Consider the following 14,353-nt stretch of genomic DNA (forward strand, 5'->3'; position numbering starts at 1 on the left):
CGCCTCATCTCTTTGGGTTTTTCTTCCATGAAAATTGCGTTTGTCTTTCCAGGACAAGGCTCGCAGTCCGTTGGCATGCTCGATGCCTGGTCCGAGTCGGCTGTCGTACAGCAAGCCATTGCACAAGCCAGCCAGGCGCTGGGCCAGGACCTGGCTCAGCTGATGGCACAAGGGCCTGCCGAGGCTCTGAACCTGACTACCAATACTCAACCTGTCATGCTGGCTAGCGCCGTGGCCATGTACCAAGCCTGGATTCAGGCTGGTGGCCCCGCTCCTGCCGTGATGGCCGGTCATAGCCTGGGTGAATACTCGGCCCTGACTGCGGCCGGTGCTCTGAGCCTGGAACAAGCTGTTCCGCTGGTTCGCATCCGTGCCGATGCCATGCAAGCTGCCGTACCTGTGGGTGTCGGTACCATGGCTGCCGTGCTGGGTCTGGATGACGATCAAGTGCGCGATGTGTGTGCTCGTGCCTCTGAGGGACAGCAGATTGTTCAGGCTGTTAACTACAATGCACCTGCCCAGGTTGTGATAGCCGGGAATGTGGAAGCGGTAGATCGTGCATGTGCCCTGGCTAAAGAAGCCGGTGCCAAGCGTGCTTTGGTGCTGCCCGTATCGGCGCCTTTCCACTCCAGCCTGCTGGAGCCGGCTGCAGTGGTGCTGGCCCAGGCCCTGGCTTCCGTGCAGGTGAATACACCTGCCATTTCCGTGATCAACAATGTGGACGTAGCCGCGCCCACCGACCCGGAACAGATCAAGGATGCACTGGTCCGTCAGGCCTGGCACCCCGTGCGCTGGGTGGAGACGATTCAGGCCATGAAGGCCCAGGGTGTCACCCATGTGGTCGAGTGTGGTCCGGGCAAAGTGCTGACAGGTCTGGTCAAACGCATTGATCGTGATCTTGTTGCCTTGTCGATCAGCGACCCTGCGTCCTTGCAGGCCACTTTGGAAGCCCTGGAGGGAGCATAAATGCAAGAAATGGATCTTAGCGGCAAGACCGCCCTGGTAACCGGCGCATCGCGTGGTATTGGTCAGGCGATTGCCAAAGCATTAATGGCACGCGGCGCCAAGGTCGTGGGTACGGCCACGTCTGAGGCGGGCGCACAGGCGATTTCCGCGGTGCTCGACCAGAATGGCAGCTACGGCCATGTCTTGAACGTTGATGATGCAGCGGCCTGCGAAGCGCTGGTCTCGGCCTTGAGCAAAGAAGACGGCGGTCCGCACATTCTGGTTAATAATGCGGGCATTACGCGTGACAATCTGGCCATGCGTCTGAAAGATGAAGACTGGGACGCTGTTATTCAGACCAATCTGAGTGCCGTGTTTCGCCTGTCGCGGGCGGTTATTCGCCCCATGATGAAAGCCCGTTGGGGCCGCATTATCAGCATCACGTCGGTGGTGGGCGAGAGCGGCAATCCCGGGCAGGCCAACTACGCCGCCGCCAAAGCGGGCGTGGCCGGCATGAGCCGCGCCTTGGCGCGCGAGCTTGGTAGCCGTAACATTACAGTTAATTGCGTCGCTCCGGGCTTTATCGATACGGACATGACACGCTCTTTGACCCCTGAGCAGTCGGCGGCCATTTTGTCGCAAATCCCTCTGGGACGACTGGGCGCTGCGGAAGATATTGCTAACGCAGTCGCCTTCCTGGCCGGGTCGCAAGCGCAATATATTACGGGCAGTACCATCCACGTCAATGGTGGTATGCATATGTAAGGCTTGGCATCGTGCCCGGCTGAGGTAAAATTGCGGGATTATTTGGGGCCTATTGCTTGAGCCGGCGTTGTAAGAATAACGTTGGGCCTCATACAAGAACGCCGTTTTTTGTCATAGCTTATCCCTCTTAATAGTATGGATTGGCTATAATTTGCGGGAATTTTTCCCAACTTGGAGAATCTGCATGGAAAGCATCGAACAGCGCGTCAAGAAGATCGTCGCTGAACAACTTGGCGTTAACGAAGCCGAGATCAAAAACGAATCTTCTTTTCTCGACGACCTCGGTGCCGACTCGCTCGACATGGTCGAGCTCGTGATGGCGCTCGAAGACGAATTCGAAACCGAAATACCAGACGAAGAAGCTGAGAAAATCACGACGGTCCAGCAAGCTGTGGACTACATCAATTCTCACAGCAAGCAGTAAGTTCAATTAAGAGGGTGGGCGGCATCGTGCACGCCCTCGCTCCAGAGCGGTTTCCAGAGAATAGCTTGTGCCCGGCGGCTTTAGCTTGCAAGACGCAGTTATTCCCTTTAAACCGCTTTTTTTGTGTTTAGGAGTCATCCGTGAAGCGACGTGTCGTCATTACCGGGCTGGGTATTGTTTCCCCGGTCGGCAACGATATTCCTACCGCGTGGGATAACATCGTCAATGGGCGTTCGGGCATCGGGCGTATTACCCGTTTCGATCCTTCGGCCCTTAGCGCCCAGATAGCGGGTGAGGTCAAGGATTTTGATTTAACACCTTATATTTCGTCCAAAGAAGCCAAGCAGATGGATACCTTTATCCATTACGGCGTGGTAGCAGGGATGCAAGCCTGGAAAGATTGCGGCCTGGATATCAACAGCATCGATGCTGAGCGTGTGGGCGTCATTGTAGGGTCGGGGATTGGTGGTTTGCCCCGTATCGAAGAAACCCAAAAAGATTATCTGGAACGGGGGCCGCGTCGGATTTCCCCGTTCTTTGTACCTGGCTCCCTGGTCAACCTGGTGTCTGGTCAGTTGTCGATTGGCCTGGGTCTGAAAGGTCCCAGCTATGCAGTGGTGTCTGCATGTACAACCGGCCTGCACTCCATTGGTGACGCCGCTCGTCTGATCGAGTATGGCGATGCCGACGTGATGATTGCCGGCGGCGCGGAATCTACCGTTTCGCCACTGGGCATCGGCGGTTTTGCGGCCATGCGTGCCTTGTCTACCCGCAATGACGATCCGCAGACGGCATCGCGCCCCTGGGATATGGACCGTGATGGCTTCGTGCTGGGTGAAGGCGCGGGTGTTCTGGTGCTGGAAGAGTACGAACATGCCAAAAAGCGTGGCGCCCGCATTTATGGTGAGTTCGCCGGCTACGGCATGAGCTCGGATGCTCACCACATCACCTCGCCGGACCGTGACGGTCCACGTCGTGGCGTGATGAATGCCTTGCGCAACGGTGGCATCAACCCGGATGAGGTTCAGTACGTCAATGCTCATGGCACTTCTACGCCGCTGGGTGACGTGAACGAGTCCGAGGCATTGAAGCTGGCTTTTGGCGATCACGCCTACAAGCTGGTGGTCAACTCCACCAAATCCATGACAGGTCACCTGCTGGGTGCAGCTGGTGGCATTGAAGCGGTATTCACTACGTTGGCGGTGTACAACCAGATCTCGCCTCCAACCATCAATATCTTCAATCAGGATCCGGCATGCGATCTGGATTACTGCGCCAATCAGGCTCGTGATATGAAGATTGATGTGGCCTTGTCCAACTCCTTTGGATTTGGTGGCACGAACGGTTCGATGGTGGTTCGTCGTCTTCGTTAAGTCAGACTGCCCCACTCGTCACGCCCAGTCCTGGTCGATCGGAGCTCCGGCTCTGGTGCGCCGACTGGGCGCTTTTGTCTATGCGGTCCTTGCATCCGCTCTGGCCTGGACGATGCATAGCTGGCAAGTGCCCTGGATTGTAGCCCTGCTGGCAAGTGCTTTGTGGGCTTATTTTCTGTATGCTTGCTATCGTCCGGTATGGAGTCAGCGCGCTACACTAGCGCATCATGCAGGGCTATACTCCTTGCAAGACGCTAAGGCTGTGGAACAGCGTGTCCAAGTCGAGCAACTCTGGTGCTCTGCCTGGTTTATGACTTTGCGTTTGCGCAGTGTTCCACCTGGCAAGGGCTGTCGCACCGTTACCGTATGGCGCAGTGCTCAGCCCCCACAGGCCTGGTGGGCATTGTGTCTTTGTGCCAAGCGGCTGTCCCATCATGTCCGTGCTCAGAATAAGGATTCTTAATGAGTGAACGCGATACCGATGCCGAACTGGTTGCACGTGTTCAGCGTGGGGACAAGCGAGCCTTTGACCTGCTGGTACTCAAGTATCAGCGCAAGATCATGCGTCTGCTCAGTCGCATGGTCCGTGACCCGTCTGAAATCGAGGACGTGGCTCAGGAAACTTTCATCAAAGCCTATCGGGCTCTCCCCCAGTTTCGGGGCGAGAGCGCTTTTTACACCTGGCTGTATCGCATTGCGATCAACACGGCTCGTAATTGGCAGGCCTCGGCCGCGCGACGTCCCAACACGTTACAGAACGTCGAAACCGAAGAAGGTGAAACTTTTGACCGAATTGACAACCTAAGCGATATAAGCACACCGGAATCCATGATGGTCAGCCGCCAGATTGCTGAAACGGTAAATACAGCAATTCAGGCACTGCCCGAAGAGTTACGGACCGCGATTGTGCTACGTGAAATAGAAGGGATGAGCTATGAAGATATTGCTCAGACCATGGACTGCCCTATAGGAACTGTACGTTCACGCATCTTTCGAGCCCGAGACGCCATTGCCGCGCAGTTGCGTCCCATACTCGATGGTGAAGATAGTGAACGACGGTGGTAAGGATTGATGATGCAAGCCCTGAAATCCCATTCCGATGACGATCAACTCAATGCCTGGGAGGCCGCCGTGTCTTCCTGGGTGGATGGTGAGGCTGAAATACGCCCCGAGGAACTGGACTCCCCGTACGGGCGTCAAGTCTGGGATACCTATCATTTGATCGGTGATGTCATGCGCACGGAGGCGCTGGCGATCCGTACGTCGGATCGCTTTTACGCACGTCTGTCCAAAGCGATTGATGAAGAGCCCACAGTGCTCGCGCCCAACGCCATGAAGCGGCCCTTGGTGCAACGCTACGGCGTCAGCGGCCTGGCGGTGGTGGCTGCTGTGGCGGCTGCCTTGTGGGTGGGCTTGCCTTATATGGGGGGCACGTCTGGTCCGGCTACTCTGGTAGCCAGCGCTCAGGACGATCAGCTCTGGAATGATTACGCGGATTTGCACCGCGATTTTGTTGGTACCGGTCCGGTACGCCATGTTTCCTTTGAAAGTGGAGCCTTGGGTCAATGAGGTCTGTACGCATGCCGTCACCGGTGAGCCGGGCGCGCTTCTACAAGGGTTTGCTGGCCTTTTCTCTGGCGATGCTGTGTACCCCCGTGCTGGCTCAAGAGGCCAAGGGGCTCGAGCCCCTTGATTTGCCCTGGCTGCAGAAGGTGCATAAGGCGGCGCGCGATCTGGATTATTCGGGTGTCATTATGTATACCCAGGGTCAGTCCAGCCAGTCCATGAAACTGGTGCATATCATTGACGGTACAGGTGAACGTGAGCGCCTGGAAATTCTGGACGGCGAACCGCGCGAGTTTTTACGCCAGAACGAAGTCACGCAATGCCTGATTCCCGAAAAGAAGATGGTGGTGATCGAGCGCCGTGAAAACGAGCGTTTTCCTAGTTTTCTGGTCGGCGACGTCAGTCAGCTGCCCAATTTTTACGATATGCGTCGTTTGCCATCGCGCGAACGTGTTGCGGGCCGTCCTTGTGAGCTGATCGAGCTGGTGCCCAAGGATGACAAACGCTATGGTTATCGGGTGTGTGCGGATGTCGATCATCATTTGCTGTTGAAAATGCAGACTCTGGACCCACAACAAGAGGTAGTAGACCAGATTGCCTTTGCCTCGGTCGCTTTTGGCGAACAGGTGGATTTGCAGGAGTTGCGCACCAGCTGGAACCCCAGCAAGTGGGAGGTGGTCGAACCCGAGGTGCGCAAGATTGATATAGGTGAGCAGGGTTGGCAGTTCGCTTTGCCTGCCGGTTTCACCCTGCGTTCCGAAATGCTCCGGCCTATGCGCGCTGGGCGCCAGGTAACGCACTTGATGATGTCTGATGGCCTGGCTGCCATTTCTGTATTTCTGGAGCGGGTTGGAACCCCCGAGGCCGAGGAAAACAGTCTGGGAGCTTTCCATCGTGGTTCCATGAATATGTACCGCAGTCGTATCAACGATTATGTTTTGACCAGTACGGGAGCAGTTCCCGTACAGACACTGCGCGCTTTGCTTGAAGGCACACAGTTCACCCCACTATCCCGGACACATTGACTATCGTCCACCAGGAGTATTTGAATGGAAAAATCGAGTAAAAAAATGCGTATTCCTGTTCTCTCGGCTTTGACAGCTGCCGTGATACTGGCAGCGGGTGCGCCCATGGCTTACGCGCAGGCCCAAGCTGTCACGACAAGTGAGCAGGTCCAGAGCACAACGCTCGGTCTGCCTGATTTCACGGGAATCGTTGCCAAAACCGAGGATGGGGTAGTCAACATCCGCACTACAGAGGCAGTGCAGGTACGGTCACCGGCCATGGGCCCCGGCTCAGACCCGTACGATATGTTCCGTTGGTTCTTCGGACCTGACTTCATGCCTCCTGGCATGACGCCCCAGCGTCCTCATGGCGGCAATAACGCTCCACAAGCTCAAGAGCGCACCGTACCGCGTGGCGTCGGCTCGGGTTTTATCATTTCAGCTGACGGCTACATCCTGACCAATAATCATGTGGTGGCAGATTCCAACGGCATTTTTGTCACCCTGAGCAATGGCAAGGAATACCCGGCCAAGATCATCGGTACGGACGAACGTACGGATGTGGCTTTGATCAAGATTGAGGCCAAAGATCTGAAACCCATGGTGATTGGCGATTCCAAGCAACTCAAGAAAGGGCAATGGGTTCTGGCCATTGGGTCGCCTTTTGGCCTGGAGTCCACGGTCACTGCCGGCATTGTCAGCGCCATCAATCGTGAGACAGGGGACTACCTGCCTTTCATTCAGACCGACGTAGCCGTCAACCCCGGTAACTCGGGTGGGCCGCTGATCAATCTGAACGGTGAGGTTGTGGGTGTGAACTCGCAGATCATCTCGCGCAGTGGCGGCTTTATGGGTATTTCCCTGGCCATCCCGATCGACGAAGCCATGAACGTGGTCGAGCAGCTCAAGACGGACGGCAAGGTAACGCGCGGTCGCATCGGTGTACAGATCACGCCGGTGGCTGATGATGTGGCCACTGCGCTGGGCCTGAAAGACAGCAAGGGCGCCTTGGTCAGCAGCGTGGAAGAGGGTGGTCCGGCCGCCAAGGCTGGCATCCAGTCCGGTGACGTCATCCTGAAATTCAATGGCCGCAGCATTGACCAAATGACGGATCTGCCACGTATTGTGGGCAGCACCAAGCCAGGCCAGAGCTCCACGCTGGAAATCTGGCGCAAGGGCAAACTGCAGACCGTCAAGATTAATGTCGAGGAAATGCCTTCCGGCAACCCGGTTGCTGCCGGAAAAGATCAGAAAGACGCGCCGGCTGCCAGCAGCACCGATGCGTTTGGTCTGAAAGTGACGGCAGTGCCGGAGGCCGATTTGAAGCGCCTGGGGGTAGAAAGTGCGGTTCAGGTCGTCGACGTGGGCCCTCCTGCCAACCAGGCCGGTCTGCAACCAGGTGACCTTATTTTGCGTGTCAACGATAAAGACGTAGGGACGCCAGAGCAATACGCTAAAATGGTGGCTTCCTTGGATAAATCCAAAGCAGCAGCCCTGCTGGTTTTGCGTGCAGGCCAGTCGCAATGGATTTTGATTACGCCATCGAAATAAAATTTTTCTAAAACGGCTAAAATGGTAGTGATTGATGGACTCCGGCCCCTGGCCGGAGTTTCTCCGCCACTACTCGAGGGTGTAGTCAGCTTCGAGTAGATAATGGCTCCACGTGCGCCCGTCTGACAGGACGGGTCTTGCGTTTTCGGCGCGTGGACTGAAAAGGGGCGTCATGGGCGCCCCTTTCTTGTGCCGTCCCTTCTGGCATTGCGCCTCAACATTTTCTTTGTTTAGTAACGGGTTTATGGATCACATCCGCAATTTCTCTATTATTGCCCACATCGATCATGGCAAATCGACCTTGGCTGACCGCCTGATCCAACGCTGTGGTGGCCTGGCCGACCGCGAGATGTCGACCCAGGTTCTGGATTCGATGGACATCGAGAAAGAGCGTGGCATTACGATTAAAGCCCAGACCGCGGCTTTGCACTACAAGGCTCAGGATGGCAAGGTATACAACCTGAACCTGATCGACACCCCCGGCCACGTCGACTTTTCCTACGAAGTCAGCCGCTCCCTGTCGGCCTGCGAGGGTGCTTTGCTGGTGGTTGATGCTTCGCAAGGGGTGGAAGCACAGACCGTGGCCAACTGCTATACCGCCCTGGACCAGGGCGTGGAAGTGATTCCCGTGCTCAACAAAATGGACTTGCCTTCGGCTGATCCTGACGCAGCACGCCAGGAAGTAGAGGACGTTATCGGCATTGATGCCAGCGATGCGATTGCGGCCAGCGCCAAGACCGGTCTGGGTATTGACGATATCCTGGAAACCATTGTGGCGCGTGTCCCTCCGCCAGTGGGCGATCCGTCTGCTCCACTGCAAGCTCTGATCATTGACTCCTGGTTTGACAACTACGTGGGCGTGGTCATGCTGGTCCGCATTGTCAATGGGGTACTCAAGCCCAAGGAAAAGATTCTGCTGATGGCCACGCGTGCGACGCACCTGGTCGAGCACATCGGGGTCTTTACGCCCAAGTCTGAAAACCGTCCGCATCTGTCTGCCGGTGAGGTGGGCTTTATCATTGCAGGCATCAAGGAACTGGAGCACGCCAAGGTGGGCGATACCATCACCCTGGCGGGCAAACCAGCTGAAAGCGCGCTGCCCGGCTTTAAAGAAGTGAAGCCCCAGGTGTTCGCGGGTCTGTATCCGGTGGAAAGCAGTGAATACGATCAACTGCGCGACTCGCTGGAGAAGCTGAAGCTGAACGACTCCTCCCTGATGTTCGAACCTGAAGTGTCCCAGGCGCTGGGTTTTGGTTTCCGCTGTGGCTTTTTGGGCCTGCTGCATATGGAAATCGTCCAGGAGCGTCTGGAGCGTGAGTTCGACATGGATATCATCACCACCGCGCCGTCGGTGGTGTACGAAGTCGAGCGACGCGATGGCGAAGTGCTGATGATTGAAAGCCCCTCGCGCATGCCGGAAGTCGCGCATATTGAAGACGTACGCGAACCCATTGTTGTGGTTTCGCTGCTAATGCCGCAGGAATACGTGGGCCCGGTCATGACCCTGTGTACAGCCAAGCGCGGTTTGCAGTTAAATATGACCTATCATGGCCGTCAGGTGAACCTGGTCTATGAAATGCCTTTGGCCGAGATCGTGCTGGACTTCTTTGATCGGCTCAAATCCGTTTCGCGCGGCTATGCCTCGATGGATTATGAGTTCAAGGAATACCGCTCGGCGGACGTGGTCAAGGTCGATATCCTCATCAACGGTGACCGGGTCGATGCGCTGTCCATGATCGTGCACCGCAGCAACGCCCGTTACCGCGGCCGTGAAGTGGTCGCCAAGATGCGATCCCTGATCCCGCGCCAGATGTTTGATATTGCGATTCAGGCCGCCATTGGTGCCGAAGTGATTTCTCGCGAGAACGTCAAGGCACTGCGCAAGAACGTGCTGGCCAAGTGTTATGGCGGTGACATCTCTCGCAAGAAGAAGCTGCTTGAGAAGCAAAAAGCCGGTAAGAAGCGGATGAAGCAGGTTGGAAACGTGGAAATTCCGCAGGAAGCCTTTTTGGCAATTTTGCAGGTCGAGGATAAGTAATGCTGGGGGCCGGCGGTTCAAGCCGGCCACAGCCAGGACTGCTTTAATTTCTTTAAAGGAAACCGATGAGCTGGGATTTCGCTCTGATTTTGTTTGTACTGCTGATATTGACCGGCGCAATCTGGTTTTTGGATCGTTTCTCCTTGCGGGCACGTCGTCTGGCGCGCGCGCAGGCTGCGATGCAGGCGGTACCGGAAACGGCAGCTCAAGACCCCGAGCATTTGCAGCAGTTGCGCCAGGAAGCCTATGACCAGGCCAATCGCATGCCGTGGTGGATTGAGTATGGTGTCAGTTTCTTCCCGGTCATTTTGTTCGTGTTTGTACTGCGCTCTTTCATTATTGAGCCATTTCGCATTCCCTCCGGCTCCATGCTGCCTACACTGAAAAATGGCGATCTCATTTTGGTGAACAAGTACGAATATGGCATTCGTCTGCCCGTCAGTGGCACCAAGGTGGTGCCCTTGGGTCAGCCCGAGCGGGGCGATGTGATTGTGTTTCGCTACCCTGTGGACACCAGCGTGGATTACATCAAGCGCGTAGTTGGCGTGCCCGGTGACCGGATCGAGTACCGTGACAAAGTGCTGTCCGTCAATGGACAGGTTATTACCCAGGTGCGCAGTGGTGATTATTATGAGCCGGATCGTTCTGCCTATATCGGGCGCTATCTGGAAGAGCTGGGCAAGGTGCAGCACAACATCCTGTTGAACAAGACCCAGCCGCAGGGACTGATGCCCATCGTGGCGTTCCCCCATCGCGACTCCTGTGAGTATTTCTCCAATGGCATCTCGTGTGTCGTGCCAGAGGGTAATTACTTCGTTATGGGAGATAATCGCGACAATAGTCTGGACAGTCGTTATTGGGGCTTTGTACCCGATGAGAATATTGTGGGACGCGCCTTTTTTATCTGGATGAATTTCCGCGAACTTAGTCGTATAGGTCGCTTCCATTAATGAAACGTCTTGCTTTGCTTGAAGCCGCCATCGGCTACTCCTTTAAAGACATAGGCCTGCTGCAGCAGGCCTTGACCCATCGCAGCCACAGCGCTCGTCATAACGAGCGTCTGGAGTTCCTGGGCGATTCGGTTTTGAACTTCACGGTTGCGGCCTTGTTGTTTGAGCGCTTTCAACGTATTGACGAAGGCGATCTGTCGCGTCTGCGCGCTAATCTGGTCAAGCAGGCTGCCTTGGCTGAAATTGCAACGCGCCTGGGTTTGTCGGATTATCTGCGCTTGGGGGAAGGGGAGCTCAAGAGCGGCGGTTTTCGTCGCCCCTCCATTCTGGCCGACGCCCTGGAAGCAATATTTGGCGCTGTTTTTCTGGATGCCGGCTTTACGCAAGCCCAAACCGTCATCACCCAGCTGTATGAACCCATGCTGGTCGATGTGGACCCCAAGACCTTGGGGAAAGACCCCAAAACCTTGCTGCAAGAGCTGTTGCAAGGCCGAAAGCTGGATTTGCCGGTGTATACCGTGGTGGCCACGCATGGCGCTGCTCACGATCAGCTCTTCGATATTGAATGCACGATCGCCAAGCTCAATATCCATGTGCAAGCCAGTGGCAGCAGCCGGCGTGCTGCGGAACAAGCCGCCGCCACACAGGCAATCGCTATTTTAGAAGCTGAATTTCCAGCCAAGACGACGCGCGCCAGCCGCCATCGTCGCCCCTCACAATTGACTCTGCCCGTGGCGGTGTCGCAGGAAACACAATGACAGATACCCCTTTTCGCTGCGGGTTCGTGGCTATCGTAGGACGGCCCAATGTGGGCAAGTCCACACTGGCCAATGCCCTGATCGGCAGCAAGATCTCGATCGTATCGCGCAAGGCGCAGACGACCCGGCATCGCATCAACAGCGTGTTGACGCGTGAGCATGATCAGATGGTGTTTGTGGATACCCCCGGCTTTCAAACCAAGCACGGCGGCGCCATGAACCGCATGATGAACCGCGTGGTGACTCAGGCTCTGGCCGATGTGGATGTGGTGGTGCATGTGGTTGAAGCCGGTAAGTGGTCCGCGGCAGACGCTGAGCTGTTGCCCATGCTGCCCAAAGGCGGCAAGACCATTTTGGTGATCAATAAGGTTGACGCACTCAAGAGCAAGAATGACTTGTTGCCTTACATTGCTCGCCTGTCCCAGGAGTTTGAGTACGGTGCCGTGATTCCGGTCAGTGCAGCAAAACGCCTGCAACTGGAACCTTTGCTCGATGAGATCGCCTCGCGTCTGCCTGAGGGCGAAGCCATGTTCGATGCGGATACCATCACCGATCGCTCGGTTCGTTTCATTACCTCAGAGCTGCTGCGCGAAAAGATCTTCCGTCTGGTGGGCGATGAATTGCCCTATGGTTGCACCGTTGTCATTGAACAATGGGATGAGAACGAGCAGGGCGCGCGCATTGCGGCTTGCGTCGTCGTCGAGCGCGAGAGCCATCGTCCGATTCTGTTGGGAGCCGGTGGCATGCACATGAAGCGCATTGCGACTGAAGCTCGCCAGGATATTGCCAAGTTGATCGACAAGCCGGTGTTCCTGGATGTGTATATCAAGGTGCGTAAAGGCTGGTCTGATCGTGAAGCGGTCCTGCGTGACCTGGGGTATGAGTAATCCCCGTCATCGCTTTCAGGACGAAGCGGGCTACATACTGCACACCAGTGCCTGGCGTGAAACGTCTCTGATCTGCCATGCCTTTACACGCAACCACGGACTGGTGCCGATGGTCGCGAAAGGCGCGAAAAGGCCGCATTCCATTTTGCGGCCTGCTTTGTCTGTGTTTCAGCCTTTGTTGTTGGCCTGGTCGGGCAAAAACGAAGTCAAGACATTGACGCGAGCGGACTGTGCCGGAATTCGGCCTTTAAAGGGTCGTGCCCTGATGTCGGCCTGGTATATGAATGAATTATTGATTCGTTTGTTGCCACGCGAAGATCCCCATCCTGTTTTATACGATGCCTATGAGGAAGCCCTGGTACATCTGGCCCAGGTACCTCGTCCTCCTGTGGCGGGAGCGTTGCGGCGCTTTGAGTGGGTGCTGCTGACCGAGACAGGCTATGGCTTTGATGAGGCCACGCCTGATTTTGACGATCCTGTTGGGGAGCCTGAACTGCGCATACGCTTGCGTGAACGGCTCAACAGCCTGTTGGGCCGCCCCTTGCATACCCGCTCTGTTCTTATGCAGCTGCAACGCTATTGATATGGCCGCCTCTCTTCCTGCCGTGCTGGTTCTCGATACCTGCGTACTGATTTCCAATGTGTTGCGCCGTCTGCTTTTGGCTCTGGCCGACGAACAGTTGTTCAAACCTGTCTGGAGCCCGGTCATCGGGGATGAATGGCGTCGCAATGCGGGCCGCCTCTGGAAGGTCATGCCATTGTCCATCGAAGAGCAATGGGAGCAGTTACAGCAACGCTATCCCGAGGCGGATTTGGGCGACAGCAGCGAGTTCAAGAAAAACCTGCGCTACTCTGATGCCAAGGACTGGCATGTGATTGCCAGTGCTCGTCTAGCACAGCAGCGCTACCCCGATCAGGCAGTCGGTATCCTGACGCGTAATCTAAAAGACTTCAATCGTTCTGAGTTGCGTCGCCTGGGGATCAGCTTGTGGGAACCGGACCAGCTCTTGGGTTTGTATATGAGCGCCTATCCCGAGCTGATGCAGCGTTTGCTCGATGGCTTGCCAGCCTTGATGTTGACACCCGAAGCCCAAGCGCTGGATACCCATACCTTATTAAAGCGTGATCGCTTGTTTAGCGTAGGCCAGGCTTATGCACGGCGACAGAAAATGGACGAGGCACATTCATGAAGCAGGGAGTATTGCTGTCGGTTCTGGCCTCAGCCTTGTTCGCTTGTCTGTATTACTATGCCACGGTCTTGCATCCGCTCAGTGGCGAGCAGATTTTTGCCTGGCGTATTGTCTTGGGTTTGCCCGCTTTGGCATTGGTGATCACCCGCGCGCGACGTTGGCGAGAGGTGCGTTGGGTACTGCGTCACTGGCCCGGCAACTGGCGCTATTTTGCCCTGTTGCTGCTGGCCGCCGCCTTGGTGGGCGTGCAGCTCTGGATTTTCGTATGGGCGCCCTTGCATCAAATGGCGCTGGACGTATCACTGGGCTACTTTCTGTTGCCGCTGATGATGGTGCTGGTGGGGCGGGTGATTTACAAGGACAGGCTAAGCCGCATGCAGTGGATTGCTGTTGCTCTGGCCGGCCTGGGGGTGCTGCATGAGCTGTTGCGCGTGGGAAGCGTCTCATGGGCGACCGCTGTGGTGGTGATAGGCTACCCACCGTATTTTATGTTGCGCCGTCACCTGCGGCTGGGTTCGTTGGCATCGCTGTGGTTTGATCTGAGCTTTTTGTTTCTACCTGCATGCTGGCTGCTCTTTGTGCAAGATACACAGATGTGGGGCGTATTTGCGGACGAGCCTCGTTTGTTCTGGCAGGTGCCGGTCCTGGGCCTGATCAGTTCAGTGGCTCTGGTCAGCTACTTGTCTGCCAGTCGGCAGTTGCCCCTGGCCCTTTTCGGAATACTGGGCTATGTGGAGCCTGTCCTGTTGTTCTGGGTGGCCTATTTGCTGCTGAATGAGCCTATGAGTGCCAGTCAATGGTGGACCTACATTCCGATCTGGATTGCGATTTCTTTAATGGCGCTGGAAGGCTTGATCAACATGTGGCGTCCAGGTCCCCCCGTGCCGCCCCCCAAGGTATGA

Annotated in this window: 15 protein-coding genes; all 15 read left to right on the forward strand. The window is 56.1% G+C overall.

Annotation, left to right across the window (positions count from 1 at the left end; genetic code table 11):
* The first annotated feature begins 27 nt into the window (after positions 1-27).
* Entirely contained in the window at positions 28-966 is a 939-nt protein-coding gene (fabD, locus tag V6936_RS01270; protein WP_003800964.1) for an ACP S-malonyltransferase, read from the forward strand.
* Positions 967-975: 9 nt separating this feature from the next.
* Complete coding sequence (gene fabG, locus V6936_RS01275) at positions 976-1,710, forward strand: 3-oxoacyl-ACP reductase FabG (protein ID WP_003800963.1); 735 nt, start codon at positions 976-978, stop codon at positions 1,708-1,710.
* A gap of 184 nt (positions 1,711-1,894) precedes the next feature.
* Positions 1,895-2,134 carry an acyl carrier protein gene (gene acpP, locus V6936_RS01280; protein ID WP_003800961.1) on the forward strand — a complete coding sequence of 80 codons (240 nt, stop codon included), beginning with the start codon at positions 1,895-1,897 and terminating at the stop codon, positions 2,132-2,134.
* 140 nt (positions 2,135-2,274) lie between these two features.
* Positions 2,275-3,507 carry a beta-ketoacyl-ACP synthase II gene (gene fabF / locus V6936_RS01285; RefSeq protein ID WP_003800959.1) on the forward strand — a complete coding sequence of 411 codons (1,233 nt, stop codon included), beginning with the start codon at positions 2,275-2,277 and terminating at the stop codon, positions 3,505-3,507.
* Between the two features lie 462 nt (positions 3,508-3,969).
* Positions 3,970-4,572, forward strand: coding sequence for an RNA polymerase sigma factor RpoE (gene rpoE, locus V6936_RS01290; protein WP_003800955.1), 603 nt, complete (start codon positions 3,970-3,972; stop codon positions 4,570-4,572).
* 6 nt (positions 4,573-4,578) lie between these two features.
* A complete protein-coding gene (locus V6936_RS01295; protein ID WP_003800953.1) occupies positions 4,579-5,076 on the forward strand; it encodes a sigma-E factor negative regulatory protein in 498 nt (165 codons plus the stop codon).
* On the forward strand, positions 5,073-6,098 hold the full coding sequence (locus tag V6936_RS01300) for a MucB/RseB C-terminal domain-containing protein (RefSeq protein ID WP_230406180.1): 1,026 nt from the start codon (positions 5,073-5,075) through the stop codon (positions 6,096-6,098). The genes V6936_RS01295 and V6936_RS01300 overlap by 4 nt, the downstream gene beginning before the upstream one ends.
* A 24-nt stretch (positions 6,099-6,122) precedes the next feature.
* Positions 6,123-7,628 carry a DegQ family serine endoprotease gene (locus V6936_RS01305; protein ID WP_003800949.1) on the forward strand — a complete coding sequence of 502 codons (1,506 nt, stop codon included), beginning with the start codon at positions 6,123-6,125 and terminating at the stop codon, positions 7,626-7,628.
* A gap of 244 nt (positions 7,629-7,872) precedes the next feature.
* Complete coding sequence (lepA, locus tag V6936_RS01310; protein ID WP_003800947.1) at positions 7,873-9,666, forward strand: translation elongation factor 4; 1,794 nt, start codon at positions 7,873-7,875, stop codon at positions 9,664-9,666.
* Between the two features lie 65 nt (positions 9,667-9,731).
* Complete coding sequence (lepB, locus tag V6936_RS01315; protein ID WP_003800944.1) at positions 9,732-10,616, forward strand: signal peptidase I; 885 nt, start codon at positions 9,732-9,734, stop codon at positions 10,614-10,616.
* Positions 10,616-11,374 carry a ribonuclease III gene (gene rnc / locus V6936_RS01320; RefSeq protein ID WP_336579266.1) on the forward strand — a complete coding sequence of 253 codons (759 nt, stop codon included), beginning with the start codon at positions 10,616-10,618 and terminating at the stop codon, positions 11,372-11,374. The genes lepB and rnc overlap by 1 nt, the downstream gene beginning before the upstream one ends.
* On the forward strand, positions 11,371-12,261 hold the full coding sequence (era, locus tag V6936_RS01325) for a GTPase Era (protein ID WP_003800941.1): 891 nt from the start codon (positions 11,371-11,373) through the stop codon (positions 12,259-12,261). The genes rnc and era overlap by 4 nt, the downstream gene beginning before the upstream one ends.
* A complete protein-coding gene (recO, locus tag V6936_RS01330) occupies positions 12,254-12,844 on the forward strand; it encodes a DNA repair protein RecO (RefSeq protein WP_003800939.1) in 591 nt (196 codons plus the stop codon). Before era ends, recO begins: the two co-directional genes overlap by 8 nt.
* A 1-nt stretch (position 12,845) precedes the next feature.
* Positions 12,846-13,451 (forward strand): PIN domain-containing protein, encoded by a 606-nt coding sequence (locus V6936_RS01335; protein WP_336579268.1) that lies wholly within the window; start codon positions 12,846-12,848, stop codon positions 13,449-13,451.
* The gene (gene rarD, locus V6936_RS01340) at positions 13,448-14,353 is read left to right on the forward strand and encodes an EamA family transporter RarD (RefSeq protein WP_003800936.1); all 906 of its coding nucleotides are present in this window, start codon (positions 13,448-13,450) and stop codon (positions 14,351-14,353) included. Before V6936_RS01335 ends, rarD begins: the two co-directional genes overlap by 4 nt.

The sequence above is a fragment of the Alcaligenes sp. CHO6 genome, assembly GCF_037120595.1.
Taxonomy (GTDB): domain Bacteria; phylum Pseudomonadota; class Gammaproteobacteria; order Burkholderiales; family Burkholderiaceae_B; genus Alcaligenes; species Alcaligenes ammonioxydans.